Origin of the sequence: Micromonospora sp. DT46 (genome assembly GCF_049841735.1) — a bacterium.
GTDB lineage: Bacteria > Actinomycetota > Actinomycetes > Mycobacteriales > Micromonosporaceae > Micromonospora > Micromonospora reichwaldensis.
In genome coordinates this window covers 1-26,724 of record NZ_JBNCKW010000009.1, presented here as the reverse complement: position 1 = coordinate 26,724, position 26,724 = coordinate 1, and the positions used below count along the sequence as shown (strand labels likewise).

The window sequence follows — 26,724 nt, the reverse complement described above, 5'->3', positions numbered from 1 at the left end:
GCGCCGCCCGGTGGGCGCCGCCCGCGCCGGGCCGCCAGGGAGCCTACCGGCAGCCGTACCCCGAACTCGGGGGTCAGTCACCCACGGCCTTGAACAGGGCGGCGACCTCCGCGTTGGTCAGCCGCCGCGTCCGCCCGGCGCGCAGGTCGCCCAGCCGGATCGGCCCGATCGCGGTACGCACCAGCCGGCTCACCGGATGGCCCGCCTCGCCGAGCAGGCGGCGGACGATGTGCTTGCGTCCCTCGTGCAGGCTCAGCTCCACCTGGGCGGTCCGTCCCAGCGTGTCCACCACCCGGAAGGAGTCGACCTTCGCCGGCCCGTCCTCGAGTTCCACGCCGGCCATCAGCCGCTTGCCGAGGTTGCGCGGGATCGGCCCGGACACCTCGCACAGGTACGTCTTCTGCACCCCGTACGACGGGTGCATCAGCTTGTGCGCGAGGGTGCCGTCGTTGGTGAGCAGCAGCAGGCCCTCGCTGTCGGCGTCGAGCCGCCCGACGTGGTAGACCCGCTGCTCCACCCGGTTGCCGAGGAAGTCGGCGAGCGCCGTGCGGCCCTTCTCGTCGGCCATCGTGGAGACGACCCCGCGGGGCTTGTTCATGGCAAGGTAGACCAGTCGGGTGTCGGCGACGAGGCGCTCGCCGTCGACGTGGATCACGGCGGTGGCGGGGTCGACCTTGTCGCCGAGCTGGGCGACCCGGCCGTCGACGGTGACCCGGCGACGGAAGATCAGGTCCTCGCAGGCGCGCCGGGAACCCACGCCGGCGGCGGCCAGCACCTTCTGCAGGCGCTCGGCCCCCTCGAAGGCGGGCGCGTCGGGGCGGGGCGTGCGGTCATCGCGTGGCATCGGCAAGCTCTTCTACGTCGTCGGGAAGGAACGGGGCCAGCGGCGGGAGGTCGTCGACGCTGTTCAGCCCGAGCTTCTCCAGGAACATCGTGGTGGTCCGGTAGAGGAACGCCCCGCTGTCCGGTTCGGTGCCGCACTCCTCGACCAACCCGCGGGAGACCAGGGTACGGATCACCCCGTCACAGTTGACACCCCGGATGGCGGAGATCCGCGACCGGGTCACGGGCTGCTTGTAGGCGACCACGGCCAGTGTCTCCAGCGCGGCCTGGGTCAGCCGCACGGACTGCCCGTCCAGTACGAACCGTTCCACGTAGGTGGCGTATTCCGGGCGGGTGTAGAGACGCCAGCCACCCGCGGCCCGGCGCAGCTCGAAGCCGTGTCCGGCGGCCGTGTAGCCCGCGGCGATCTCGTCCATCACCGGCCCGATCCGCTCGGCGGGCTGCTCCAGCACCTGGGCGAGGACCAGCTCGCTGACCGGCTCGTCCACCACCAGCAGGATCGCCTCCAGCGCCCCGCGCAGCTCCGCGTCGTCGAGTTCCGGCGCCGGCTCGGGCACCGCCCGCCGCCGCCCCGCCGGCCCCTTCGCGGGTACGCCCCCCGTCGGTCCCCGCCCCGCCGACCCGACCGCAGCCCCGCTCTCCCCCGCCGGTCCCCTTCCCGCCGACCCGACCGCGGCCCCGCTCTCCCCCGCCGACCCTGCTGGCCCCGCCGACCCGGCCACCGGTGCCGACCCCGCCGGGCCGACCGCCGATGCCGGCTCCTCAGGCCCTGCCGCCGGTGCCGGCGCTTCAAGCCCAGCCGCCGATGCCGGCGCTTCAAGCCCAGCCGCCGATGCCGGCTCCTCAGGTCCTGCCGGCTCCCTGGGCTGATCCCCGTTGGCAGTCGCCGCGCCCGAGCCCACCTCCGCGCCGGGCGCGGCGTCGGAATCCTCGAAGCCCGCCCCCGCGCCCGCCTCCCGTGCGGCGTCGGAGTCCTCGGAGATCTTGGTAGGTTCAGGCCCCTCAGGGGGCGCGGAACTACCAAGATCTCCGGCTTCGGGGGCCGCGGCGGGGGTCGTGGGGCGCTGCCAGGGCGGCACCCAGGCGGCGGCCTGGTCGGCCAGGGAGTCCCGACGCTCGTCGCTGCTCATCCCGCTCGCTCCTCCGGCGTCGCCGCCCCGCTCTCGTCCGCCGCCACACCCGGCGACGTCCCGCTCTCCACCACCGCCACACCCGACGCCGCCCCGCTGTCAGCCTCTGCCGTTCCGGCGTCGGCCACCGAACCGACGTCCGCCACCGCAGGCGGCGCCGAGCCGTTGTCGACCACCGATTCGGTGTCCGCCGTCGCACCCGGCATCGAGTCGCTGTCGAGCACGGCCGGCCCGGCGTCCGCCGCCGATGCGGTGTCGGCCGGCAGCGCACCTGCGACCGCGTCTGAGCCGCTCTCGTCCGCCGTGCCGTCCCACACCGGCCGCCGCTCGGCCGCCGCCGGCAGCGGGCCGGAGCCCGCCGGCTCGGCCAACGTCGAGGCCGACTCGGCCATGCCGTCCGACACCGGCCGCCGCTCGGTCGACGCGGCCGGCAACGGATCGGAGCCCGCCGACTCGGGCGGGGTGCCGGCGTACTCGTCGACGTGCAGGTCGGGGCCGCCGTCGGCGGGACCGGTCCAGCGTACGGTCAGCTCCTCCAGGGCCTGCTCCTGAACGAAGGCGACCAGGCCCTCCCGGTAGAGCTCCAGCAGGGCCAGGAACCGGGCCACCACCTCCAGGGTGGCCTCGCAGTCGGCGCAGAGCAGCGAGAAGGTGGCCGTGCCGACCCGGCGCAGCCGCTCGGTGAGGATGCCCGCGTGCTCCCGGACGCTGACCCGGACCATGTGCACGTGGGCGATGGAGACCTCGGGCACCGGCTTCGGCGTCATCGCCCTGACCGCCAGCTTCAGCAGCCGTTCCGGGCCGATGCCGAGCACCAGGTCGGGCAGCGCGTCGGCGTACCGGGCCTCCAGGGTGACCGCGCGGGGGTAGCGCCGGCCGCCGACCTCCTCCAGCGCGGCGATGTGCGCCGCCGCCTCCTTGTACGCCTTGTACTGCAACAGCCGGGCGAAGAGCAGGTCCCGCGCCTCCAGCAGCGCGAGGTCCTCCTCGTCCTCGACCTCGGCGGCGGGCAGCAGCCGGGCCGCCTTCAGGTCGAGCAGCGTCGCGGCGATGAGCAGGAACTCGCTGGCCTCGTCCAGGTCCCACTGGTCGCCCATCGCGCGGATGTAGGCGATGAACTCGTCGGTGACCCGGTGCAGCGCCACCTCGGTCACGTCGAGCTTGTGCTTGCCGATGAGCTGGAGCAGCAGGTCGAACGGGCCGGTGAAGTTCGCCAGCCGGACGGTGAACCCGCCGCTCTCCACCGCCGCCTCGGGCACGCCGGCCGGATCCGTCGGCACCTCGGCGACGGCCTCGGCGGCCCGTACGGGCGGCTGCTCCGGCGTCGTCGGAGGGTCGAGGGGTGGCGCGGTCACCGGAAGACCGTAGTCCACGCCCCGGCCGGCTCGACGCGAAGGTGCACGCCGGCCTACCGCTCGGCCTGGGCGGCGATCACCTCGCGGGCCAGCTGACGGTAGTTGCGGGCGCCGGACGAGGCCGGGTCGAGCGTGGTGATCGGGGCACCGGCGACGGTGGACTCGGGGAACTTGACGGTCTTGGTGATCACCGTCTGGTAGACCTTGTCGCCGAAGGCCTCCACCACCCGCTGGAGCACCTGGCGGCAGTGGGTGGTGCGGCTGTCGTACATGGTGGCGAGGATGCCCTCGAGCTCCAGGTCGAAGTTGAGCCGCTCGCGCACCTTGTCGATGGTGTCCAGCAGCAGGGCCACCCCGCGCAGGCTGAAGAACTCGCACTCCAGCGGGATGAGCACGCCGTGCGCCACGGTCAGCGCGTTGATCGCCAGCAGGCCCAGCGAGGGCTGGCAGTCGATCAGGATGTAGTCGTACTCCTTGCGGACCGACCGGAGCACACGGGCCAGGGCCATCTCCCGGGCGACCTCGTTGACCAGCTGGATCTCGGCCGCGGAGAGGTCGATGTTGGCGGGCAGCAGGTGCAGCCCCGCCACGTCGGTCTTGATCAGGACGTCCTCGGCGGTGACGTCGTCCTGCATGAGCAGGTTGTAGACCGACAGGTCGAGGTTGTGCGGGTTGACCCCCAGCCCGACCGAGAGGGCGCCCTGCGGGTCGAAGTCGACAAGCAGCACCTTGCGGCCGTACTCGGCCAGTGCGGCGCCCAGGTTGATGGTCGTGGTGGTCTTGCCCACACCACCCTTCTGGTTGGCCATCGCGATGATCCGCGCCGGGCCGTGCCGGTCGGTCGGCATCGGCTCGGGAATCGGCTTACGCATCGTGTATGCCGCCGGATCCGCCGGACCGAGATCCGCCCCGAGCGTGGCCTGCTGCTCGCGGAGCTCCGACGTCCAGGTCTCGGCACGGTCACCGTTGCCAGCCATGTGCTCGTTGCCCCCTCCCGACGACCACCCGGCGTCGGAGCCGTCCGACGTCCTTCGCGGCGCCGCTGCGCACCCCGGTCTGCATCACCATCGCCCCAGGAGGTCCGCGCCGATGCCGACTGTACGCCACCGCCCGGCGGCCCGGTCGCACCCGCTCGGCGTGTCGCCGCCCCGCCGACCAGGCCAGCCACCGGCGGCGTGCTGCGCGCGCCGCCCCGGACACCGTCGCGCTGCCCCTGCCGGCCGGCGGCGATCACCCTGGCGGGCCGCCCGGCGGTCGGTCCCGCGCCTGGGCCGGGGCCGAGCGGCGGCCGGAGCCGGGGCCGAGCCGGGGGCGGAGCCTGGCGGGGCCGGGGCCAGAGCCGGGCGGGGCCGGGGCCGGGCGGGGCCGGGGCCGGGCGGGGCCGGGGCCGGGCGGGGTCGGGGCCGGGCGGGGTCGGGGCCGGGCGGGGTCGGGGCCGGGCGGGGTCGGGGCCGGGCGGGGTCAACCCCGCGCCCGGGGATGGGCGGTGGCGTACACCTCGCGCAGCCGCTCGACCGTGACCAGGGTGTAGACCTGGGTGGTGGTCACCGAGGCGTGGCCGAGCAGTTCCTGCACCACCCGTACGTCCGCGCCGCCGTCGAGCAGGTGGGTGGCGTAGGAGTGGCGCAGGGTGTGCGGGGAGACCGCCTCCGGGCCGTCCACCGGCAGCCCGGCCCGCTGGGCGGCGCGACGCAGGATGGTCCACGCGCCCTGCCGGGTCAACGCGCCGCCGCGGGCGTTGAGGAAGACCGCCGGGGTGCCCCGGCCGGCGGCGGCGAGCCCGGGGCGGGCCCGCACCAGCCAGGCCCGTACCGCCTCGACGGCGTACCCCCCGACCGGGACGAGCCGGGTGCGGCCGCCCTTGCCGCGCAGCAGCACGGTGCCCTCGTCCACGTCCAGGTCGTCCACGGCGGCGCCGACCGCCTCGGAGATCCGCGCCCCGGTGCCGTACAGGAACTCCAGCAGCGCCCGGTCGCGCAGCGCGAGCGGCGCCTGGTCGCCGGCGGCGGTCAGCGACCCGGCGGTCTCCAGCAGCCGCACCACGGCGTCGGCCGGCAGCGCGCGGGGCAGCCGGCGCGGCGGCGTGGGCGGGCGGACGTCCCGGCTCGGGTCGGCGCCGGCCAGCCCCTCGCGCAGCGCGAACCGGTGCAGGCCGCGTACCGCGCTGGCCGCCCGCGCGGCGGAGGCCACCGCGAGCGGCGGATGCTCCTCGTCGCCGGCGCGCAGCCGGGCCAGGTGCGCCTCGACCTGCCCCGGGCCGACGGCGGCCAGGTCCGGCACGCCGGCCGCCGCCAGGGTGGCCAGGTAGCGCTCCAGGTCCCGTCGGTACGACGCGAGCGTGTTCGCCGACAGTCCCCGTTCGACGGTGAGGTGGTCGAGGTAGCCACGGACGGCACGACGCAGGGCCGGCGCGGGCTCCACGCCCGCGCCGGCCCCGTCCGCTGTGCCGGTCAGCCCGCCACCTCTCAGGCCAGCGCGTCGGCCAGCGCGAGGGGCGCCATGCCGTGCGCCTCGGCGACCGGGCCGTAGGTGACCTGCCCGTCGTGGGTGTTCAGGCCCAACGCCAGCGCTGGGTCGCGACGCAGCGCCTCGCGCCAGCCGTGGTTGGCCAGCTCCAGCGCGTACGGCAGGGTGACGTTGGTCAGCGCGTAGGTGCTGGTGTGCGGCACCGCGCCCGGCATGTTCGCCACGCAGTAGAAGATCGAGTCGTGCACCTGGTAGGTCGGCTCGGCGTGCGTGGTGGGACGCGAGTCCTCGAAGCAGCCGCCCTGGTCGATGGAGATGTCGACAAGCACGCTGCCCGGCTTCATCCGGGAGACCAGCTCGTTGGAGATCAGGGTCGGGGCCTTCGCGCCGGGCACCAGCACCGCGCCGATGACCAGGTCCGCGTCCAGCACGGCCCGCTCGATCTCGTACGCGTTGGAGGCGACCGTCTGCAGGTGGCCCCGGTAGATGGCGTCGGCCTGGCGCAGCCGGGCGACGTTCTTGTCCAGCAGCAGCACCTCGGCCTGCAGGCCGAGCGCGATCGCGGCGGCGTTCATGCCGGAGACGCCGGCGCCGATGACCACCGTCTTCGCGGCGTACACACCGGAGACGCCGCCCATCAGGATGCCGCGCCCGCCGCCCTGCCGCTGGAGGTGGTAGGCGCCCACCTGCGGGGCGAGGCGACCGGCCACCTCGGACATCGGGGCGAGCAGCGGCAGCGACCGGTCGGGCAGCTCGACGGTCTCGTACGCGATGCCGGTGACCTTGCGGTCGACCAGCGCGTCGGTGCACGCCTTCGAGGCGGCCAGGTGCAGGTAGGTGAAGAGCACCTGCCCCTCGCGCATCCGGTGGTACTCCTCGGCGATCGGCTCCTTGACCTTGAGCACCAGCTCGGCGGTCTCCCACACCTCGTCGGCGGTGGCCAGGATCTTGGCACCGGCGGCGGCGAACTCGTCGTCGCCGATGCTGGACCCGACGCCGGCGCCGGACTCGACGAAGACCTGGTGACCGCTGCGGACGAACTCGTTGACGCCCGCCGGCGTGATCGCCACGCGGTACTCGTGGTTCTTGACCTCGCGTGGGATTCCGACCTTCACGATGCAGACACCTCTCTTCGGGGCTGCGCTCCCCCGACTGCGCGGTGCCACGACGGCCCCTTTGCCGCCGCGGTCCACCGGTCCCGCCGGCGGCAGTCTAGGCGCGTCGCCGCCCCCGATGAGGCAGCACAGTGACATCCGGTGCCCGCACCCGCTGACGATGTGTCAGGCGTGAACCGGGCCGGCGGTGGGACCCGTGCCTCAGCCGTCAGGACAGTGTTCATCCATTATCGTCCCACTCTTCGGGTGCCGCTGCGGACAGGAGAGCAGTGGATCACTAGGGTGTCGCCTCATGACCACACCTCCTTACCAGCCCGGCTTCCCCAACCAGCCCGGGTACCCGTCGGGTGTCTCCGACAAGAGCAAGGTCGTCGCGGGCGTCCTGCAGATCGTGCTGGGCACCTTCGGCGTCGGCCGCTTCTACATGGGCGACACCAAGACCGGCGTCATCCAGCTCATCGTGTCCCTCGTGACGTGCGGCATCGGCGGCATCTGGGGCCTCGTCGACGGCGTCCTGATCCTGATCAACGGTGGCGTCGACGGGCAGGGCCGGCCGCTGCGCGACTGACGACCCGGAACGACGAAAGGGGCCGTGCGGACGTACCGCACGGCCCCTTCACGTTCTTCCCGGCTCAGCCCGGCAGGGGCGCGTCGGCCCGGCGCAGCGCCGACCAGCCGGTGTCGCGGGCCCGGGCGGCGGCGAGCAGCCCGGCCACGCAGGAGGCGTTGGTGATCTCGCCCGCGAGGACCATGCCGACCGCCTCGTCCAGGTCGATGCGGACGACCTGGAGGTCGGCCTCCTCCTCGCGACGCTCGTGCCGCTGCTCCGCCGGCACGTCGGCCAGGTCCCGGGCCAGGAAGACCCGGACCAGCTCGTTGGTGAAGCCCGGCGAGCTGTGCAGGTCCACCAGGACGTCGATCCGCCCCGCGGTGAGGTCGACCTCCTCGGCCAGCTCCCGGACCGCGGCGGCGGCCAGGTCCTCGCCGGAGACGTCGGTTAGCCCGGCCGGCAGCTCCCACAGGTGCCGCCCCACCGGGTGCCGGTACTGGCGGATCAGCACCACCTGGCCGGCGGAGTCGAGCGCCACCACGGCGACCGCGCCGACGTGCCGGACGAAGTCGCGGACCCCCGTCCCGCCGCCCGGCATGGTCACCTCCTCGCTGACCACGTCGAAGATCCGACCCCGGTAGCGCTCGGTGCGGGAGCGCACCTCGTAGCGGTGCTCGACGGCGCGCACGCCGCTGTCGGGCCCGGTGCCCCGCTCGCTCACGCCGCCGCCCCGCTTCGCGTGCCAGCGGCGCGAGACGCCGCGCAGCGGTGCCCGATGGTTCGCTCGCTACGCTCGCTCACGAGGCCGACGTCGCCTTCGCGGCGGCGCCACCGTTGCGGGCGGCGTTCTGCGCCGCCGCGCTCTCGGCGGCCTCCAGGTCGACGGGGAGCTGGTCGGCCTCCGAGTAGGCCACCGCCGCCTTCACGAAGGAGGCGAACAGCGGGTGCGGCCGGGTCGGCCGGCTCTTCAGCTCCGGGTGCGCCTGGGTGGCCACGAAGAACGGGTGCAGGTCCCGGTCCAGCTCGATGAACTCGACCAGCCGCCCGTCGGGCGAGGTGCCGGAGATGTGCAGGCCCGCCTTGGTCAGCGCGTCGCGGTAGGCGTTGTTCACCTCGTACCGGTGCCGGTGCCGCTCGCTGACCTCGGTGCTGCCGTACGCCTCGGCGACCAGCGAGCCCTCGGCGAGCGCCGCCGGGTACGCGCCCAGCCGCATGGTGCCGCCCAGGTCGCCCCTGCCGGCCACGATGTCCTCCTGGTCGGCCATGGTGGCGATGACCGGGTGCGCGGCCTCCTCGTCGAACTCCAGCGAGTTGGCGCCGTCGAGGCCGGCCAGGTGCCGGGCCACGTCGATGGTCATGCACTGCAGGCCGAGGCAGAGGCCGAGCAGCGGGATGCCGTTCTCCCGGGCGTACCGGGCGGTGCCGATCTTGCCCTCGATGCCGCGCACCCCGAAGCCGCCGGGGATGACGATGCCGTCGACGCCGGCCAGGGCGGCTGCCGCGCCGGACGGGGTGACGCACTCGTCGCTGGGCACCCAGCGCAGCTGCACCCGGGACCGGTGGCCGAAGCCGGCGGCCCGGATCGCCTCGCTGACCGACAGGTACGCGTCGGGCAGGTCGACGTACTTGCCGACCACGGCGACGGTGACGGTGTGCCGGGGCTGGTGCACCCGGTCCAGCAGGTCGTCCCAGCTGGCCCAGTCGACGTCCCGGAAGGAGAGGCCGAGCCGGCGCACCACGTACGCGTCGAGGCCCTCGCGGTGCAGCACCTTCGGGATGTCGTAGATGCTCGGCGCGTCCGGGGCGGCGGTGACGGCCTCGCGGTCGACGTCGCAGTAGAGCGACAGCTTCTGCTTGACCTTGTCGGGGATCTCCCGGTCGCAGCGCAGCACCAGCGCGTCGGGCTGGATGCCGATGCTGCGCAGCTGGGCCACCGAGTGCTGGGTCGGCTTCGTCTTCAGCTCGCCCGACGGCGCCAGGTACGGCACCAGCGAGACGTGCAGGTAGAAGCAGTTGTCGCGGCCCAGGTCGTGGCGGACCTGGCGGATCGACTCCAGGAACGGCAGCGACTCGATGTCGCCGACGGTGCCGCCGACCTCGGTGATCACCACGTCCGGCACCTGGCCGTCGTCGTCCGGGTCGGCCATCGCCAGGATCCGCGACTTGATCTCGTTGGTGATGTGCGGGATGACCTGGACGGTGTCGCCCAGGTACTCGCCGCGCCGCTCCTTGGCGATCACCTCCGAGTAGATCTGCCCGGTGGTGACGTTCGCCTTGCCGGAGAGCGCCCGGTCCAGGAACCGCTCGTAGTGCCCGACGTCAAGGTCGGTCTCGGCGCCGTCCTCGGTGACGAAGACCTCGCCGTGCTGGAACGGGTTCATCGTCCCCGGGTCGACGTTGAGGTAGGGGTCGAGCTTCTGCATGACCACGCGCAGGCCGCGCGCGGTGAGCAGGTTGCCGAGGCTGGAGGCGGTGAGGCCCTTACCCAGCGAGGAGGCGACTCCCCCGGTGACGAAAATGTGCCTGGTCGTCCGTGCTGAAGGGGCCAAGGCCTGCTCCCGTGTCGTCCGTCGCGGTCGTGCAGACCGCCGTGCCGATCAGCCAAGTGATCACGCGATCCACGGGATTCCACGGTAACACCTCTCCCGGCCCACCCGCCGGGCGCACCCGGAGCGGGCTGCGGGACGTCCCGCCCGCGCCTCAGCCGGCGGTGACCTCGGTCGATGCCAGGCCGGCCGGCGCGCGCTCCCCCGCGCCGGTTGCGGCCGTCGGTCCGGCCGCCCCGGTCGCCGGGCCCGGGGCGCGCGGAGCCGGGGGCGCCGCCGCCGTGGCCGGTCCCGCACCCGCATCGGGGGTACGGGCGGCGCCCGGCCCCGCGCCGGGCGGTGCCGGGCGGTCCGGGCCGGCGCCGTCCGGTCCCCCGCCGGTGTCCCCGCCGGAGCCGTCGCCCGTACCGCCGGGCCCCTCGTCGCGCGGGCGGGCCGCGTCGGGCAGCGTGCGGTCGGTGGAGTGGTCGAGCACCCGCAGCGCGGCCAGCGCCGCCATCGGCACCACCAGGGCGGCGGCCGCGCCGGCCACGTCCAGGGCGTCGCCGCCCAGCACCCCGCCGATCACGGCGGCGACGGCGGTGCCGGCCATCGCCGCCCGCATCGCCGGGTAGATGCCGAACAGCCGCATCAGCCCGCCCCACGGCTGGAGCAGGGCGAACCAGACCAGCAGGGCGCCGGCCAGGGCCAGCACCGTCAGCGGGCTGTTGACCAGGGTCTCGAAGTTGGCCGTGCTGGAGCGGTGCACGGTGAGCCCGCCGGTGCCGTCACCGACGGCGGCCAGGAACCGGCCGAGGCTGCCCCGCTCGGCGGCGGGCCGGCGCAGGTCGAGCACCGCGAAGCCGATCGTCAGCGCGAGCCCGGCCATGGTGGCCCAGGCGAGCCTGCTGATCGTCAGCCAGCCGCCGGCGCTGATCGCCGCGGCGACGCTCAGCCCGGCGGTCAGCGCGATCGCGCCGATCGGGTCGGCCCCCAGGTACGGGCTGCCGACGACCAGCACGGCGGCGCCGCCGACGGCCACCATCACGGGCGGCCGCCAGGACCGGCGGACCCGCTGGGCCAGCCATCCCGCGCTCAGCAGGGACCCGGCCAGGAACACCCCGAGCCCGACGGTGCCCAGCCCGGCGTACCGGCCGCCCTCCAGGGCGGAGTAGCCGACCACCCCGTTGAGCTGGAGGCGGGCGCCGGTGAGCACGTCCAGCCCCACGGCCAGCGTGGTCAGGCCGGCCACCGCACCGAGCGGACCGAGCGTGCTCGCGTGCCCGGGCGCGAGCCGCACCACGGCGGTCGCGGCGACCAGCAGCAGCACGGTCACCCCGGCGAAGTAGACGCCCGCGTGGTCCCCGCGCCACCAGGGCACGGCGTCGGCCAGCAGCGCGGCCGGGACGGCGAGGGCCGCCGCGACCAGCAGCAGCTCCACGACCGCCACCACCCGCCGCGAGACCGGCTCCGGGCCGTACGGGCCGGCGTGCCGGCGGGCCCGGCGCAGCAGCGGCAGCACCGCCACGGCCAGCAGCACCTGGGCGCCGGCCAGCAGGGTGAAGAACCAGTCGGCCACCCGGCGCTGGGCGGCCGCCTCCCGGTCGGCGTCCGCCGGCGCGGCGATCGCGGCGGCGAGGTCCGCCGGCCGCCCGCCGACCGACTCGGCGGGGCGGCCGAGGAAGAGCCGTTCGGGCATCGGCCGGCCCAGCGCGGTGAGCGCGGTCGGCGCGAGGTCGACCAGTTGCAGGTACCCCTCGCGGCCGGTGCTGGCCGAGGTGAGCCACCCGCCTTCCCAACCCGGCCCGTCGGCGACGGCGACGTGCAGCCGGGACGGGGCGTCGGTGTCGGACACCCCGGCGACGAGCACCAGCGAGCGGGGCGGCCGGGCGGCCAGCACCCGGGCCAGGCGGGCGTCCGCCTCCCGGGCGACCGCGGCCCGGGCCGCCGGGTCCTCGCCGGTGACCGTGCCGAGGTCGACGATGCTCAGCACGCAGGAGCCGAGCAGGCCCGTCGGGTCCGCCGGGAGCGCCGGCGCGTACCGGTCGACGCGGCCGAACGGTCGGGCGGCGGCCACGGCCGCGCCGGGCCCGACCGCCACCGAGCAGCGCACGGACTCCGCCAGCGCGCCGGGCACCGTGCCCCAGGGCAGCCGCTCCTGGTTGTGCAGGACGACGCTCTCCTGGTCGGGCAGGTTCGCGCCGATGCCGTCAGGCTGCTCGACCGTCACCTGGGCCGGTGGACAGCCCCCGGCCTGCCGGCTGCCGTTCCAGGCGGCGTAGCTGCCGGCGCCGAGGGTCAGCCAGCCGTCCACCGGGCAGGTCGGGCGGTGCGCGGATCGGACCGACAGGGAGCCGATCGAGCCGTTCTGGGCCATCCGCCACAACGTCGGCGTGGTCTGCGGGTCGACGTCCTCCCAGCGCAGCCCGGCAACCCCGACCAGCACCACGAAGTCGGCGGTACGCCCGGGCGACGCCGCCCGTTCGGGGCGGGCGGTCAGCGCGGTGATGCCCAGCGCCACCACGACCAGGGTCAGCAGGATCGGGGCGATTCTGCGCCGCATCACCGGCGTCCCGTCGACGGGGCGTCGGCGCCGGGGGCGGCCGGTCCGGCGCCGTGCGGGGCCAGCTCGGCGTAGAGCGCCGCCAGCTGGGCAAGGGTGTCCGCCTCGGTGGGCCAGGAGGCGGCCCGTGCGGCGCCGCGCCGCGCCAGCTCGGCCCGCCCGGCGTCGTCGTCGAGCAGGGCGCGCACGGCCGCGTCGACGGCGTCCACGTCCGCTGGCGGCACCAGCACCGCGGCGTCGCCGACCAGCTCCGGCAGGCCGCCGACCGCCGTCGCCACCAGTGGTACGCCGGCCCGCATCGCCTCCTGCGCGAAGAGCTGACGGGCCTCCCAGTCGCTGGTCACCAGCGCCAGGTCGGCCCCGGCCAGCAGGTCGGCCACGTCGGTGCGGTGCCCGAGCAGGGTCACCGGGGCCCGGGCGGCGGAGATCCGGGCGGCCAGCGGCAGGTAGGCGGGGCCGCTGCCGGCGATCACCACGACCGGCGCCGGTGTCCGGGTACGCCACCGGGCGGCGGCGTCGACCAGCACGTCGTACCGCTTCTGCGGGTGCAGCCGGCCCACGGAGAGGATCAGCGGCCGGTCCTGGCCGACGCCGAACTCGGCGCGGACGGCGGCCCGGCGGCGGCGCGGCGCGGGCAGTGCCGGCGCGGCGACCGGGGCGAGCCGGGCGTCCGCCGCGCCCAGCGCGGTGGCCCGCTCGACCAGGTCGGTGGAGGCGCCGAGCGCCACCCGGGCGCCCCGGGCGACGACCCGCTCGACGAGGCGCGACACGCCACCGCGCAGGCCGCCAGCGAGCACCGCGTTGTGCCAGGTGACCACGAGCGGGGCGGCGGGCCGAGCGAGCACGGCGACGAGCCCGGCGCGCAGGCCGTGGGCGTGCAGCACGTCGACCGGTTCGGCGGCGAGGGCCCGGCGCAGCGCGGTGACCGCGCGGGCGTCGGCCGGGGTCGGGCTGGCCGGGATCTCCACCGGCAGGAACCGGGCGCCGACGCCCGTGAAGTCGAACTGCTCCTGCGTCGCGGCGGGGCCGCAGACCAGCACGGAGGCGCCCGCGGCGGTCAGCCCTTCGGCCAGCGAGCGGACGTGCTGCCCGACGCCGCCGGTGCTGGAGGCGAGCAGCAGGGCCACCGTGCCGCGCCAGCCGGGAAACGGTGCCGGCTGCGTCACCGCGACCACCCCCGTTCGTCGGTAGTCGTCGGCCGGTCACCCGTCCTGCACCCGCTCACCGGGACACCGTCTCCTTCCCGCCACCCCGTTCCGGGGGGATGTCGCCCTCGCCCGTCCCATCGGCGGGGGCCGCCGGCCCACGCCGGCCCGCCCTGCCCAGCCGCCGGAGCACCCCGGCGAGCAGCGGCGTCACGTCCGGCCGGTCGACCAGCCAGACGACGGCGAGGAACACGACGCCGACCAAGGCTCCGGACAGCATGCCCTGCACGAGTGCACCCGGTGTCGTCGGGGTGCCGCCGGCGGCCGCGTCGAGCCAGCGGGCGAGGGCCGTTCCGGCGAGCGCGGCCAGGGCGCCGGCGAGCAGTCCGGCGGCGCCGGCCCGGCCCGCTCCGGCGAGCGCGGGGCGCCCGGCCGAGCGCCACACCGCGACGAGCAGCAGCCCGCCGAGCAGCACCATCCCGACCGAGTTGGCCAGGGCGACCGCGAGCACCCGGTCCGTCACCGGCAGGAGGACTGCCAGCGGCACCGCCACCACCGGTACGGCCAGCCAGCCGGCGGTGATCGCGAAGGTCGCCGGGCGGGTGTCGCCCCGTGCGTAGAGGGCGCGGGAGAGCACCGCGAAGAGGCCGTAGCCGAGCAGCCCGGGGGCGAAGCCGGCGATGGCCGCGGCGGTGGAGGCCGGGTCGCCCGGGTAGAAGAACGCGGCGACCGGCGCGGCCGTGCCGACCAGTGCCGCCGCGCCGAGGCAGCTGAACAGCACCACCCCACGCACGGTCGAGGAGAGCGTGCGCCGGTACTCCTCGTCCCGCCCCGCCGCGGCGGCGGTCGCCAGCGTCGGGTACGCCGCCACCGCGAGCGGGACCGCGAGCACCGCCCAGGGCAGCAGGTACATGGTCTGGGCCAGGTTGAACACCTGCGGCGAACCGGTCGGGCCGCCGGAGACCCGTTTGAGCAGCACCAGGAGCGCGAGCTGCTGCGCGGTGACGGTGACCGCCCCGGCCATCGCCAGCCCGCCCACCCGCGCCCGGGCGTCGGGCGGGAACGCGTACCCGAGGCGTGGCCGCAGGCCCAACCGGCGCAGCGGGACCAGCAGCGACAGCGACAGCACCACGACGCCGAGCGTGGTGCCGGCCGACAGGAGCAGCTCGCCTCCACCGCTCACCTGCGCCACGCCGACGCTTCGTCCCTCCGTCCCGGCGAAGACGAGGTACACCACGATCACGGTGAGGCTGGACAGCAGCGGCGCGATCACCGGCCAGGCGAAGCGGCGGTGTGCCTGGAGCACCCCGGTGAGGACGATGCCGACGCCGTAGAGCGGCAACTGCGGGGCGAAGACCCGCAGCATCCGCGCCCCGGCCGCCAGCTCGGCCTCGGAGCGCCCCTCGCTGAGCAGCGACACGATCGGGCCAGCCGCCACCGCGACCAGGACGGCCAGCGGCACCAGCAGGGTGACCGTCCAGGTGAGCAGGGCCCCGGTGGTGGCGGACACCGCGCGCCGGTCACCGGCCGCGACCGGCCCGGCCAGCAGCGGTACGACCAGGCTCGCCAACGCGCCACCGGCCACGATCTCGAAGATGATGTTCGGCGCGGTGTTGGCGATGACGTACATGCCGCCGAGGTCGCTCTTCTGCACGACCCAGGTGAAGACGGCGGTACGGCCGAAGCCAGCGAGCCGGCTGAGGACGGTGAGTACGGCGATGAGCGCGGCCGCTCCGGCGACACGGCCGGCGCCGGCGAGGGGTGCCGGGGTCGTCACGTCAGTCGGCGCGCCGGCCCAGTGCGTCGAGCTCGCGCAGCCCGGGGGTGCGCTGGATGACCTGGGTGAAGCTGACCTTCTCGCTGGCCGCGGTGAGACCGGCGAGCACGGCGAGCAGCCCGGCCCGCCCGACGGGCCCGGTACGCGCGGCCAGCGCCACGCCGAGCAGCGCGCCGAGCGCGTTCGCGCCGCTGTCGCCGAGCATCACGTCCTCGCCGAGGTCGGCGGGGAGCAGCCCGGCGGCGGCGCCGACGGCACCGGCGGCGATCCCGCCGTGCGGGCCACCGGCCAGCGGGGCGCCGAGCAGGAGGCCGGACTTGAGCGCCCGGCCGGGACGCAGGTCCAGCAGGTTGAGCAGGTTCGCGGTGCCGGCGATGACACCGGCGCCGAGCAGCACGTCGACGCCCCGGCCCAGCGGGCCCTGCCGCTGGCGACGCCGGTGCCCGGCGACCCGGGGGTCGGCGGCGAGCAGCGCGGCGGCGCCGAGGCCCGCGGCGCCCACCCCGACGACCTTGACCAGCCCGGCGGTGACCCGGCCCTCGCGCAGCGCGGCCAGGTGCCCCGCGAACCCCTTGGCCGCCTTCTGCTCCGGCCGGGTGCCGACCACGTCGTCGTAGAGCCCGACGGCCCCGGCGCCCACCCCGGCGACCAGGGCCGCGGCTCCCGACGGGCCGCTGGAGGCGCCGAACGCGCCCGTCGCGGCGGCGCCGGCCGCGAGGGCGGGGCCGGCGGCCAGGCTCACCGTGCGGCCGCGGAAGTTGGTCCGCTCCAGCGCGGGCCCGGCCGGTGAGGTGCGCACCTCGCGCAGTGCGTAGCGGGCGGCGGCGGCGCCCGCGCCGGCGATCAGCAGTCGACCGAGCAGGCTCACGCGTCCCCCTCCCGCCGTACGTGGGCGAGGCTGGATCCGGACACCGGGGTACGTCGTAGCATCACTGGGGCAGTCTAGGCAGCAGGGTGGCGTTGTCGGCGACGCCGTACTGACCGGCCTTCTTCTCGGTGACCTGTTGGACCAGCGCGAGGGCGGTGACCAGCTGGCCCTGGTTGGTGTTGGCGTTGTCGACGGTGGAGATGGTCTGCACCAGCACCGGGTCGCTCCGGACGGCGGCCACCAGGTTTCCGCCAGCCGAGCCGTTGCCGCCGACGACGATGGTGCCGGCCTGGTCGAACTGCTCGGCGACCTTGAGCACCGCCTCGTCCTTCTTCGCCGAGTCCTTGTCCACATACGGCTGCCCGCTGACCAGGACGACGGCCTCCGCCGGCGCGGTGACCGGCTTCTCGGTGGTCAGGTAGTTGGCGTTGACGTAGGCGGCAAGCACCGCCCGCCGGTCGGCCTCGGTGACGGGGGTGGCACCGGCCGCCCGGTCGATCAGGACGCTGGCCAGCAGCGCGCTGGACGTCTCGACACCGTTGCTGTTGCTCGGCAGGTCGGCGGTCGGCGCGCCGGTGGGGCGGGCAGCGGTGACCGCCAGCTCCAGCAGGTTGTTGTTGTTGTCCGGGTTGATGAACTTGTCCTGCAGGTCGATGCGACCGGTCACCTGGGCGCCGGCGAGCTGGAGCATCTTGACCACGCCCTCGGTGTGGTCGCGCCCGGTGGGCAGGCTGACGACCAGCACCCGCTTGCCGGTCAGCGTGCCCGGCAGGACGACCTCCGCGATCTGGGCGGCGAACTCCTCCTCGAGCTCGAGCTCCTTCTCCATGCTCTGGACCGCCTGGCGCATCAGCTGGTTGTCCTTGCGCAGCCCGTTGACGTGTTCCTTGAGCGAGTCGGCAACCGGGCCGTTGAGGGCGGCGGTGCCGACCACCAGGCCGATCGCCAACGCGAGGAAGACGGCGGTCAGGGACACGACGTGGTACCGGAAGTTGATCACACCTGCAGCCTCTTGATCGGTGGGACGCTAGAAAAGCTGTTCAAGCTGGAACACGAAATTGTTCCACCACTCGGAGACCACGCCCAAATACGCCTTGCCGACGGTGGAGACCGCCACGGCCGAGGCCATCGCCGCGATCGCGGAGAGCACCAGCAGCAGCAGCGACGACCCGGAGATGCTCTGCCGGTAGAGCCGGCTCACGCCCTTGGCGTCGACCAGCTTGCCGCCCACCTTGAGCCGGGTCAGGAACGTGGAGGCCATCCCGCCGCGGCCCTTGTCGAGGAACTCGACGAGGGTGGCGTGGGTGCCGACCGCGACCAGCAGCGAGGCACCCTTCTCGTCGGCCAGCAGCATGGCCAGGTCCTCGCTGGTCGCCGCCGCCGGGAAGGTCACCGCCGGCACGCCGAGGCCGTTGACCCGGGCCAGGCCGGGCGCCCGGCCGTCCGGATAGGCGTGCACGATCACCTCGGCGCCGCAGCGCAGCACGTCGTCGGTGACCGAGTCCATGTCGCCGATGATCATGTCCGGCGTGTAGCCGGCCTCCACCAGCGCGTCCGCGCCGCCGTCGACGCCGATCAGGACCGGCTTGAACTCGCGGATGTAGGGGCGCAGCACGTCCAGGTCGGCCTTGTAGTCGTAGCCGCGCACCACGATCAGGCAGTGCCGCCCCTGCATCTCGGTCTGGATCTCCGGCACGCCGACCCCGTCGAGGAGCAGGTCGCGCTCCTGGCGGAGGTAGTCCATCGTGTTGGCGGCGAACGCCTCCAACTGGACCGAGAGCCCCTCCCGGGCGTCGGCCATCGACTTGGCCACCGACTCGGCGTCCTGGAGGCTGCCGTGCCCCACCGGCTCGTCGCCGAGGAAGACGGTGTTGCCCTCGATCCGGACGGTGTCGCCCTCGCGGATCCGCTCGAAGACCCCCTCCCCCAGGTCGTCCAGGAGCGGGATGCCGGCGGCGACCAGCACCTCGGGCCCGAGGTTGGGGTAGCGGCCGGAGACCGACGGCTTCGCGTTGAGCACGGCGCCGACGCCGACGGCGACGAGCGAGTCGGCGGCGACACGGTCGAGATCGACGTGGTCGATGACCGCGATGTCACCGGGGCGGAGCCGGCCGACCAGGCGTTTTGTCCGGCGGTCGAGGCGTGCGGTGCCGAGGATCCTGCCCGGTTCCGCGTTCCGGGTCCGGCGCAACGTGGGTAGACGCATCGTGACCATCCTGGCATGTGAGGCAGGCAATTCTGTCGCGACATGCCTGAGCAGGGCCGCCTACCCAGGGAAGCACACTAACGCGCAGGCCGGTGTGCCTGTGCTCACAATCGCCGACCTCACGGGCGCCTTTCCCGGGCCGCCACGGCGAGAAGCTCCTCGGCGTGCGCGATACCCAGGTCCGAGTCGGGCAAACCCGCGAGCATCCGGGCCAGCTCCCGCGCGCGCTCGGTGTCCTCCACCACCCGCACCCCGCTGGTGGTGACCGCCCCGCCCGTGTCCTTCGCCACCACCAGGTGCCGGTCGGCGAACGCGGCCACCTGCGGCAGGTGGGTGACGACCAGCACCTGGTGGCTACGGGCCAGCCGGGCCAGCCGCCGGCCGATCTCGACCGCGGCCTGGCCGCCGACCCCGGCGTCGACCTCGTCGAAGACCAGCGTGGGTGGCCCGCCCGAGCCGGCGAAGACCACCTCGATGGCGAGCATCACCCGGGACAGCTCACCGCCGGAGGCGCCGCGCTGCAACGGCAGCGAGGGCGCGCCCGGGTGGGCCAGCAGGCGCAGCTCGACCTCGTCGCCGCCGTCCGGGCCGACGCCGACCTCGGTGCCGTTGACCGGCAGGGTCGGCTCGGCGCGCCCGGCGGCGCGGGGCAGCACCGCCACCTCGATCCGGGCGTGCGGCATGGCCAGCCCGGCCAGCTCGACGGTGACCTGCTCGGCGAAGCGGGTCGCCGCCTCCTGCCGCGACGTCGACACCCGGCCGGCCAGGTCGGCCACCTCACCGGCCAGCCGGGAGGCCTCCCGGTCCAGCTCGTCCAGGAGGTCGTCGGAGGTGTCCAGGTCGGCCAGCCGGGTGCGGGCACGCTCGGCCCAGGCGATCACCCCGTCGACGTCGTCGGCGTACTTGCGGGTCAGCGCGCGCAGCGCCGCCCGCCGCTCGTAGACGGTCTGCAACCGGGCCGGGTCGGCGTCGAGCGCGGCGAGGTAGGCCGACAGCTCGGCGGAGACGTCCGTGACGAGGGTCGCCGCCTCCTCCAGCCGCCCCGCCAGCTCACCCAACGCCGGGTCCGTGCCGGCCTGCGCCTCCAGGGTGCGGCGGGCGGTGCCGAGCAGCGCCGCCGCGTCCGGCGTCTCGTCGGTCGCCTCCACGCCGCCGGCCACGCACTGGTGGGCCACCTGCGCCGCGGTGCGCAGCCCCTCGGCGTGCTCCAGCCGCTGGGCCTCCGCCTTCAGCTCGTCGTCCTCGCCGGGCTGCGGGTCCACCCGGGTGATCTCGTCGAGGCCGAGCCGCAGCAGGTCCGCCTCCTGGTTGCGCTCGCGGGCGTTGCGCCGCCGGTCGGACAGGTCGTCGACCACCGCGCGCCAGCGGGCGTACGCCTCGCGCAGCGCGTCGAGCAGCTTCTCGTGCTCCGGGCCGGCGAAGCGGTCCAGCGCGGCCCGCTGCTCGGCCGGCCGCAGCAGCCGCAGCTGGTCGGACTGGCCGTGCACGGCCACCGCCTGCTCGCCCACCTCGCCGAGCATCGACACCGGCATGCTCCGCCCGCCCAGGTGCGCCCGGGAGCGGCCCTCCACGGTGACGGTGCGGCTCAGCAACACCGAGCCGTCCTCGTCGGGCTCGCCACCCGCGTCGGTGATCCGCGCGTGCACGGTGGCGGCGACGCGGCCCGCGAGCCGCAGCCGGCCCTCGACCACCGCCCGGCCCGGCTGGGCGCGCACCCGCCCGGCGTCGGCCCGCCCGCCGAAGAGCAGGCCGAGGCCGGTGACCACCATGGTCTTGCCCGCCCCGGTCTCGCCGGTGATGACGTTCATGCCGCCGGTCAGCGGCAGCGTGGTGTCCTCGATGACGCCCAGTCCGGTGATGCGCAGCTCTTCCAGCACAGCAACCGACAGTAGACGCGGCCCCCGACACTTGACCAGCCGGCGTGCGCGCGCCGGTGCGTCCGCCCGCCGACACCTCGCCGGGGCGGCCCGTCGGCGCCGGCCGGGCCCGGGGTCAGCGGCGGTTGCCGCGCCAGCCGTGCACGGGCAGGTCGAACTTCGCCACCAGCCGGTCGGTGAACGGGCGGTCCCGCAGCCGCACGACGCGCACCGGCAGCGCGCCGCGCCGCACGGTGACCCGCGCCCCGGGCGGCAGGTCGTAGACCCGTCGGCCGTCGCAGGACATCACGGCGAGGGTGGTGAACGGGTCGACGGTGATGACGAACGTGGAGGTGGGCGCGGTGACCAGCGGCCGGCTGAACAGCGCGTGCGCGCTGATCGGCACCAGCAGCAGGGCCTCCACCTCCGGCCAGACCACCGGCCCGCCGCCGGAGAACGCGTACGCCGTCGAGCCGGTGGGGGTCGCGCAGACCACGCCGTCGCAGCCGTACCGCGACAGCGGGCGGCCGTCCACGTCGACCATCAGCTCCAGCATCTGGGCGCGCTCGCCCTTCTCGACGCTGATCTCGTTGAGCGCCCAGGACTCGATGGTCGGCCCGCCGTCGAACTCGGCGGTCACGTCGAGGGTGAGCCGCTCGTCGACGGTGTAGTTGCGCTCGACCACGTCGCGTACCGCGCTGTCCAGGTCGTCGATCTCGGCCTCGGCGAGGAAGCCGACCTTGCCGAGGTTGATGCCGATCAGCGGCACCTTCTCCGGGCGGGCCAGCTCCGCCGCGCGCAGGAAGGTGCCGTCCCCGCCGAGCGCGAAGACGATCTCCGCGCCCGCGGCCGCCTCGAGGCCGGTCACCGGGACCACTCCGGGCAGGTCGAGGTCGTCGGCCTCCTCGGCCACGACCCGCACCTCGAAGCCGGCCGAGATCAGGTCGGCGGCGACGGCGCGGGCGTGCTCGGTGCTGCGCCGGCGACCGGTGTGCGTCACCAGCAGCGCGGTGCGGCTCACCGGGACGGCCGTCCCGTCGCGCCCGCGCGGCATCCGCGCGGCACGCCCGCGACCGCGGGGCTCGCCAGTCCACTCACCCGGCCACCTCCTCCGTCGCCGCGTCCGGCTGGTCGCCGGACGGCACCGGGCCACCCGGCCCGGCGGTCACCACCGCGCGCACCCGCTCCGGGTCCACCGGCGGTGCGTCCCGGCGTAACCATACGAAGAACTCGACGTTGCCGCTCGGCCCGGGCAGCGGACTCGCGGCCACGTCGGCCAGGCCGAGGTCGAGCCGGGCCGCCGCGGCGGCCACGTCGAGCACGGCCTCCGCGCGCAGCGACGGGTCCCGGACAACCCCGCCGGCGCCCACCCGCTCCTTGCCGACCTCGAACTGCGGCTTCACCATCAGCGCCAGGTCACCGTCGGGCCGGGTGCAGCCGGCCAACGCCGGCAGCACCAGCCGCAGGGAGATGAACGACAGGTCGGCGACCGTGAGGTCGACCGGGCCGTCGATGACCTCCGGTGTCAGCGTACGGACGTTGGTGCGCTCGAAGACCCGCACCCGGGGATCGTTGCGCAGCGGCCAGGCGAGCTGCCCGTAGCCGACGTCGACCGCGACCACCTCCGCCGCGTCGGCGCGCAGCAGCACGTCGGTGAAGCCGCCGGTGGAGGCGCCCGCGTCCAGGCACCGCCGGCCGGCCACCGTCAGCCCGCCCGGGGCGAAGGCGGCCAGCGCGCCGGCCAGCTTGTGCCCACCCCGGGAGACGTACTCCGAGCCGGGGTCCTCGCCGGTGACCAGGAGCGGATCGGCGGGGTCGACCATCGCGGCGGGCTTACGGGCCAGCACGCCGCGCAGCTGGACCCGGCCGGCCTCCACCAGCGCGGCGGCCTGTTCCCGGGACCGGGCCAGCCCGCGGCGGACGAGTTCGGCGTCCAGCCGGTTACGACGTGCCATGCGTGGTTCTTCTCCGGTCGGTCAGGTCTGGTCGATGGTGGCGAGGGTCTCCCGCAGCGTCTCGTACGCCGCCTCGTACTGCGCGATCTGGTCGGCCGGGGCGAGCGTCGCGGCGTTGGCCATCGCCCGTACGGCGGCGTCCACGGCGGGATGCCGGTCGTCGCCGAGGTCGTCGGCGGACTCCGGCAGCGACGGCGGAGCCGGGCGCGGGCCCGGCCGGGCGGCGGGCGGCGGACCGGGGCGGAACGGGCTGGTCGCCGAGCCGTGTCCGGCGCCCGGCGGGCCGGGGCGGGCGCCGGGCGGCGGGCCGGGCCGGAAGGGGCCGCTCACGATCCGCTCCCCGCCGGGGCCGGGCGCATCACGCCTCGTCCTCCGGCGGCCGCTTGCGGGCCGGTGCCTTCTTCGCCGGCCGGACCGGCTCCGCGGCGCCCTCGGTCGGGGCGAGGGCCGACGGCGTCCGCTTGGCCACCGCCTTCTTCACCACGGCCTTCTTGGCCAGTGCCTTCTTCGCGACGGCCGGCCTCGCCACCGGGGCCGGGGCCGCCGAGGTCGGTACGGCCGGCTCGGCCGCGCCCGGGGCGGGCGACGGCCCGGCGGCGGGCACCGGGTGCGCCGACGCCTCGGTGCCGGTGGGCAGCGGCGCCGGGGCGCCGAGGGTCGCCTTGGCGTCCCGGAGCTGGCGCTCGAGTTCGTGCACCCGTCGGGTCAGCTCGGCGACCTCGTCGGCGGTGGCGAGCCCCACCGCGCCGAGGGCCCGGTCCACTTCGAACCGCACCAGCTTGGTCAGCGACTCCCGGTTGGCCGCGCCCGTGGAGACCAACTCCTCGGCGAGGGTCTGCAGCTGGGCGGCGGTCGCCCCGCCCGAGCCGACGACCCGGCGAACCGCGTCCTGGGCCTTCTTCCGGGGCGCCTCCGTCAGGCCCATGGCCAGCTCGAGGTAGGCGCGCCACGCGTCCTGCATGCCTGTTTCCTTCCGCGGGGCGGGGGTGTGCAGGTGCCACGCTACCGGGCACCCCGCGACGCCCTGTGCGGTACGGTGCCGGGGACGGCGTGGCGAGCGGTGAGGGGGCGATGGTGGCCAGCGTGGACGAATGCCGGCAGGCGTTGCGGGATCTGGCGGCCCGGCTGGACCACAACGCGGAGACGGTGCGCGAGAAGGTCGACTTCGACCGGACGCTGGCCTGCCGGATCACCGACCTGGACACCGCCTTCCACGGCCGGCTCTCCGGCGGCCGCCTGGTCGACCTGGCCGACGGCGACGACCCGAAGGCCAAGATCGCGCTGAGCACCGGCAGCGACGACCTGCTCGCACTGGTCCGCGGCGAACTCGACATCACCCGCGCGGTCACGTCCCGGCGGGTGTCGATCAAGGCCAACCCGCTCGACCTGATGAAGCTGCGCAAGCTGCTCTGAGCCAACCCGCTCGGGGCCTGACCCGGGAATGCGGGCGGTCGTCAGCGGGATGACTTTCGGCGTCGGCGGGAGCCAGTTCGGCGTCGGCGGCCCGTCAGGCGGACAGGCCGAGTTCGGCCAGTGCCTTCTCCGCCTCGGCCGAGCCGGGACGGATCCGCGCCGGCCGCGTCGACCAGACGGTCGCGCAGAGCGCCGCCAGGGCGTCCAGCGTGCGGCCCGACCCGGCCAGCTCCAGCGCGTCCTCCCGCGCGGCCACCGACCATCCACCGGCGTCCGCCGGGCCCGGGACCCGCACCACGGCCGCCGGGTCGAAGAGCCCCGCCAGGTCCATCGAGACGTACGTCGGCCTGCGGTGCGGCGGGGCGGCGAGCAGCTCGGCCGCGTCACTCACGCCGGTAAGCACCAGCAGACTGTCCAGTCCGGCCCGCCGGGCACCCTCGATGTCGGTGTCCAGCCGGTCGCCGACCAGCAACGTCCGGCCCTCGCCGGCACGTCGGGCCGCCGTGGTGAACAGGGCCGGCTCGGGCTTGCCGACGACCACGTCGGGATCCCGGCGCAGCGCGGTGCGCAGCACGGCGACCAGGGCACCGTTGCCCGGCAGCGGTCCACGATCGCTGGGCAGGGCCGGGTCGGTGTTGGTGGCGACCCAGGTCGCGCCGCCGCGTACGGCCACCGAGGCCTCGGCCAGGTCCGCCCAGCAGACCTGCGGGCCGAACCCCTGCACCACCGCGACCGGCGACTCGTCGGCCCGGGACACCGGGGTCAGCCCGACCGCGCGCAGCTCGGCCCGCAGAGCCTCGGTGCCGACGACCAGCACCGCGGCTCCGGCGGGAAGCTGGTCGCGAAGCAGCTCCGCGGCGGCCGCCGCCGAGGTGAGCACCTCCTCGGGCCGGGCGGGCACACCCATCCCGGTGAGCAGGTCGGCCACCTCGCTGGAGCGGCGCGAGGCGTTGTTGGTCGCGTACGCCACCGACCGGCCCTCGGCGTGCAGCCGGCCGACGGCCTCGACCGCGCCGGGGACCGGCCGGTCGATCAGGTAGATCACGCCGTCCAGGTCGAAGACGACCAGGGCGTACCCGTCGACCAGCCGTTCCCCGGCACCCGTCGTCATCGCTGCGCGGTGTCCGACCCGCCGGAGGCGGTGGGCTCGCCACCGCCGGTGGCGGCCCCGCTGTCGTCGCCGGGCGTACCGGCGGCGACGGTGCTTGCCTCGTCGTCGGTCAGCTCGTCGTCGGTCAGGTCGTCCGACGGCACCGCCGCGACCGCGGCCTCGTCCTGCTCGTCGTCCTCGTAATGCTCGTCCTGCTCGTCGTCCTCGTCACCTTCGTCGTCGTCTTCGTCCTCGTCGGCGTCGGCGTCGGCGGTCGGCTCCGTGTCGCCGGCGAGGTCGGCGTCCGGCCGGGCCGGTACCGCACCCGGGGCGCCGGGGCCGGAGGCGATCGCCTCGGCGGACTCCTCGTCCTCCTCGTCGCCCTCGATCACCACACCGTCGAGCTCCAGCAGCCGCTCGGCGGCGTCGGTCTCGCCCTCGGTGTCGACGTCGGCGGCGCGGGAGAACCACTCGCGGGCCTCGTCACGACGACCGACGGCGAGCAGCGCGTCGGCGTACGCGTACCGCAGCCGGGCCGTCCACGGCTCGGCCGTCTCGCTCGTCAGCTCGGGAACCTGGAGCATGGCCACCGCGGCGTCCTTCTGGCCCAGGTCGCCGCGCGCCCCGGCCGCCACGATCAGCAGCTCGGTCGCCACGGCCTGGTCCAGCTTCTCCCGGTCCGCGCCACGGAACAGGTCGATCGCCCGCTCGGGCCGGCCCAGCGCCCGCTCGCAGTCCGCGAGCACGGCCAGGTGGCTCTGCAACCCGCTCATCCGGTGGTACGTACGCAGCTCCGCGATCGCGGTCTGCCACTCCCCCGCGTGGTACGCGGCCAGGCCGACCGCCTCGCGGACGGCCGCGATCCGGGACGCCAGCCGACGGGCCGCCAGCGCGTGCGCCAGCGCCTCGGCCGGGTCCTCGTCGATCAGCTGACCCGTCGCCACCAGGTGCCGGGCGACCGTCTCGGCGACCGGCTTCGCCAGCGAGAGCAGCTCGGCCCGGACGTCCTTGTCGAGGTCGGTCGCGACGATCTCGTCGGGCAGCGCGGGGCCCGCCGTACGCTCCCCCGCCGCCTCCGGACGCTCCCGCCGCTCGTCGCGACGCTCTCCGCCCCGGAAGCCGCCCTCACGACGGTCACCCTGGCGTTCTCCGCCCCGGTAGCCACCTTCGCGGTCACCGCCCCGGTAGCCACCCGGACGGTCGCCACCTTCACGACGGTCGCCACCACGGTAGCCGCCCTCGCGGTCGCCGCCACGGAAACCGCCTGGACGGTCGCCACCCTCACGACGGAACCCGCCATCGCGGTCGCCACCCCGGTAACCACCCGGACGGTCGCCACCCTCGCGACGGTCGCCACCGCGGAAGCCGCCCTCACGCGGCGGACCCGAACGGAAGCCACCCTCGCGGTCACCACCCCGGTAGCCGCCTGGACGGTCGCCGCCCTCGCGACGGTCGCCACCGCGGAAACCACCCTCGCGGTCACCACCCGGACGGTCGCCACCCTCGCGACGGTCGCCACCGCGGAAGCCGCCCTCACGCGGCGGACCCGAACGGAAACCACCCTCACGACGGTCCCCACCACGGAAACCACCCTGGCGCTCGCCGCCCTCACGACGGTCGTACCCGCCCTGGCGGTCGCCGCCCTCACGACGGTCGCCGCCACGGAAGCCACCCTCGCGGTCACCACCCCGGTAGCCGCCTGGACGGTCGCCGCCCTCGCGACGGTCGCCACCGCGGAAACCACCCTCGCGGTCACCACCCGGACGGTCGCCACCCTCACGACGGTCGCCACCGCGGAAGCCGCCCTCACGCGGCGGACCCGAACGGAAACCACCCTCACGACGGTCCCCACCACGGAAACCACCCT

The 26,724-nt window shown here is 75.4% G+C and carries 23 protein-coding genes and 1 pseudogene; 3 read left to right on the top strand and 21 right to left on the bottom strand.

What is annotated here, in order from left to right:
* Positions 1-73 precede the first annotated feature (73 nt).
* The 6 genes and pseudogenes from ACLQ20_RS24570 to ald form a co-directional block, all read right to left on the bottom strand.
* The gene (locus ACLQ20_RS24570; protein ID WP_121397673.1) at positions 74-844 is read right to left on the bottom strand and encodes a pseudouridine synthase; all 771 of its coding nucleotides are present in this window, start codon (positions 842-844) and stop codon (positions 74-76) included.
* Entirely contained in the window at positions 831-1,745 is a 915-nt protein-coding gene (gene scpB, locus ACLQ20_RS24565; protein WP_425857908.1) for an SMC-Scp complex subunit ScpB, read from the bottom strand. The genes ACLQ20_RS24570 and scpB overlap by 14 nt, the downstream gene beginning before the upstream one ends.
* Positions 1,746-2,371: 626 nt before the next feature.
* Positions 2,372-3,328, bottom strand: a pseudogene (locus ACLQ20_RS24560) (segregation and condensation protein A); the annotation flags it as partial.
* Positions 3,329-3,381: 53 nt separating this feature from the next.
* Positions 3,382-4,305 carry a ParA family protein gene (locus tag ACLQ20_RS24555; protein ID WP_121397670.1) on the bottom strand — a complete coding sequence of 308 codons (924 nt, stop codon included), beginning with the start codon at positions 4,303-4,305 and terminating at the stop codon, positions 3,382-3,384.
* 484 nt (positions 4,306-4,789) lie between these two features.
* The gene (locus tag ACLQ20_RS24550; protein ID WP_425857907.1) at positions 4,790-5,782 is read right to left on the bottom strand and encodes a site-specific tyrosine recombinase XerD; all 993 of its coding nucleotides are present in this window, start codon (positions 5,780-5,782) and stop codon (positions 4,790-4,792) included.
* A gap of 11 nt (positions 5,783-5,793) precedes the next feature.
* On the bottom strand, positions 5,794-6,909 hold the full coding sequence (gene ald, locus ACLQ20_RS24545; RefSeq protein ID WP_132234416.1) for an alanine dehydrogenase: 1,116 nt from the start codon (positions 6,907-6,909) through the stop codon (positions 5,794-5,796).
* A gap of 196 nt (positions 6,910-7,105) precedes the next feature.
* Between ald and ACLQ20_RS24540 the strand changes: the two genes are divergently transcribed.
* Complete coding sequence (locus ACLQ20_RS24540) at positions 7,106-7,477, top strand: TM2 domain-containing protein (RefSeq protein WP_425857787.1); 372 nt, start codon at positions 7,106-7,108, stop codon at positions 7,475-7,477.
* 64 nt (positions 7,478-7,541) lie between these two features.
* Here the strand turns inward: ACLQ20_RS24540 and ACLQ20_RS24535 are convergent, their stop codons facing one another.
* The 13 genes from ACLQ20_RS24535 to ACLQ20_RS24475 form a co-directional block, all read right to left on the bottom strand.
* Complete coding sequence (locus ACLQ20_RS24535) at positions 7,542-8,147, bottom strand: NUDIX hydrolase (RefSeq protein WP_358121631.1); 606 nt, start codon at positions 8,145-8,147, stop codon at positions 7,542-7,544.
* A 109-nt stretch (positions 8,148-8,256) separates the two neighbouring features.
* Entirely contained in the window at positions 8,257-10,008 is a 1,752-nt protein-coding gene (locus ACLQ20_RS24530; RefSeq protein WP_151455222.1) for a CTP synthase, read from the bottom strand.
* 151 nt (positions 10,009-10,159) lie between these two features.
* Entirely contained in the window at positions 10,160-12,547 is a 2,388-nt protein-coding gene (locus ACLQ20_RS24525; RefSeq protein WP_225852262.1) for a hypothetical protein, read from the bottom strand.
* On the bottom strand, positions 12,547-13,713 hold the full coding sequence (locus ACLQ20_RS24520; protein ID WP_151455223.1) for a glycosyltransferase family 4 protein: 1,167 nt from the start codon (positions 13,711-13,713) through the stop codon (positions 12,547-12,549). The genes ACLQ20_RS24525 and ACLQ20_RS24520 overlap by 1 nt, the downstream gene beginning before the upstream one ends.
* A gap of 55 nt (positions 13,714-13,768) precedes the next feature.
* Entirely contained in the window at positions 13,769-15,469 is a 1,701-nt protein-coding gene (murJ, locus tag ACLQ20_RS24515) for a murein biosynthesis integral membrane protein MurJ (protein ID WP_425857786.1), read from the bottom strand.
* 1 nt (position 15,470) lies between these two features.
* Positions 15,471-16,337 (bottom strand): hypothetical protein, encoded by an 867-nt coding sequence (locus tag ACLQ20_RS24510; protein WP_151455225.1) that lies wholly within the window; start codon positions 16,335-16,337, stop codon positions 15,471-15,473.
* A gap of 61 nt (positions 16,338-16,398) precedes the next feature.
* On the bottom strand, positions 16,399-17,337 hold the full coding sequence (locus tag ACLQ20_RS24505; protein ID WP_151455226.1) for a copper transporter: 939 nt from the start codon (positions 17,335-17,337) through the stop codon (positions 16,399-16,401).
* A gap of 27 nt (positions 17,338-17,364) precedes the next feature.
* Positions 17,365-18,543, bottom strand: coding sequence for a putative cytokinetic ring protein SteA (gene steA / locus ACLQ20_RS24500; RefSeq protein ID WP_151455227.1), 1,179 nt, complete (start codon positions 18,541-18,543; stop codon positions 17,365-17,367).
* Between the two features lie 119 nt (positions 18,544-18,662).
* Entirely contained in the window at positions 18,663-20,420 is a 1,758-nt protein-coding gene (gene recN, locus ACLQ20_RS24495; protein ID WP_151455228.1) for a DNA repair protein RecN, read from the bottom strand.
* A 115-nt stretch (positions 20,421-20,535) separates the two neighbouring features.
* Complete coding sequence (locus ACLQ20_RS24490; protein WP_151455229.1) at positions 20,536-21,453, bottom strand: NAD kinase; 918 nt, start codon at positions 21,451-21,453, stop codon at positions 20,536-20,538.
* 40 nt (positions 21,454-21,493) lie between these two features.
* Positions 21,494-22,354, bottom strand: coding sequence for a TlyA family RNA methyltransferase (locus ACLQ20_RS24485; protein WP_425857785.1), 861 nt, complete (start codon positions 22,352-22,354; stop codon positions 21,494-21,496).
* Between the two features lie 21 nt (positions 22,355-22,375).
* The gene (locus ACLQ20_RS24480; RefSeq protein ID WP_425857784.1) at positions 22,376-22,684 is read right to left on the bottom strand and encodes a hypothetical protein; all 309 of its coding nucleotides are present in this window, start codon (positions 22,682-22,684) and stop codon (positions 22,376-22,378) included.
* A gap of 28 nt (positions 22,685-22,712) precedes the next feature.
* Positions 22,713-23,315 (bottom strand): hypothetical protein, encoded by a 603-nt coding sequence (locus ACLQ20_RS24475; RefSeq protein ID WP_425857783.1) that lies wholly within the window; start codon positions 23,313-23,315, stop codon positions 22,713-22,715.
* A gap of 113 nt (positions 23,316-23,428) precedes the next feature.
* Here ACLQ20_RS24475 and ACLQ20_RS24470 point away from each other — a divergent pair, with 113 nt between their 5' ends.
* Complete coding sequence (locus ACLQ20_RS24470; RefSeq protein ID WP_425857906.1) at positions 23,429-23,767, top strand: SCP2 sterol-binding domain-containing protein; 339 nt, start codon at positions 23,429-23,431, stop codon at positions 23,765-23,767.
* Between the two features lie 94 nt (positions 23,768-23,861).
* Here the strand turns inward: ACLQ20_RS24470 and ACLQ20_RS24465 are convergent, their stop codons facing one another.
* Together ACLQ20_RS24465 and ACLQ20_RS24460 are read right to left on the bottom strand one after the other, a co-directional pair.
* Positions 23,862-24,878 (bottom strand): HAD-IIA family hydrolase, encoded by a 1,017-nt coding sequence (locus ACLQ20_RS24465; protein WP_358121541.1) that lies wholly within the window; start codon positions 24,876-24,878, stop codon positions 23,862-23,864.
* Positions 24,875-25,849 carry a tetratricopeptide repeat protein gene (locus ACLQ20_RS24460; protein ID WP_425857905.1) on the bottom strand — a complete coding sequence of 325 codons (975 nt, stop codon included), beginning with the start codon at positions 25,847-25,849 and terminating at the stop codon, positions 24,875-24,877. Before ACLQ20_RS24460 ends, ACLQ20_RS24465 begins: the two co-directional genes overlap by 4 nt.
* Between ACLQ20_RS24460 and ACLQ20_RS24455 the strand changes: the two genes are divergently transcribed.
* A partial coding sequence (locus ACLQ20_RS24455) for a hypothetical protein (protein WP_425857912.1) occupies positions 25,805-26,724 on the top strand: 920 nt, incomplete at its 3' end. The two genes, ACLQ20_RS24460 and ACLQ20_RS24455, sit on opposite strands and share 45 nt — an antisense overlap.

Bases quoted from the DNA above. Each gene is read 5' to 3' on its own strand.
- steA (WP_151455227.1), bottom strand. From the start codon at position 18,543: ATGCGTCTACCCACGTTGCGCCGGACCCGGAACGCGGAACCGGGCAGG.
- ACLQ20_RS24475 (WP_425857783.1), bottom strand. From the start codon at position 23,315: ATGCAGGACGCGTGGCGCGCCTACCTCGAGCTGGCCATGGGCCTGACG.
- ACLQ20_RS24525 (WP_225852262.1), bottom strand. From the start codon at position 12,547: ATGCGGCGCAGAATCGCCCCGATCCTGCTGACCCTGGTCGTGGTGGCG.
- ACLQ20_RS24570 (WP_121397673.1), bottom strand. From the start codon at position 844: ATGCCACGCGATGACCGCACGCCCCGCCCCGACGCGCCCGCCTTCGAG.
- ACLQ20_RS24465 (WP_358121541.1), bottom strand. From the start codon at position 24,878: ATGACGACGGGTGCCGGGGAACGGCTGGTCGACGGGTACGCCCTGGTC.
- ACLQ20_RS24555 (WP_121397670.1), bottom strand. From the start codon at position 4,305: ATGGCTGGCAACGGTGACCGTGCCGAGACCTGGACGTCGGAGCTCCGC.
- ACLQ20_RS24490 (WP_151455229.1), bottom strand. From the start codon at position 21,453: ATGCCGCGCGGGCGCGACGGGACGGCCGTCCCGGTGAGCCGCACCGCG.
- ACLQ20_RS24485 (WP_425857785.1), bottom strand. From the start codon at position 22,354: ATGGCACGTCGTAACCGGCTGGACGCCGAACTCGTCCGCCGCGGGCTG.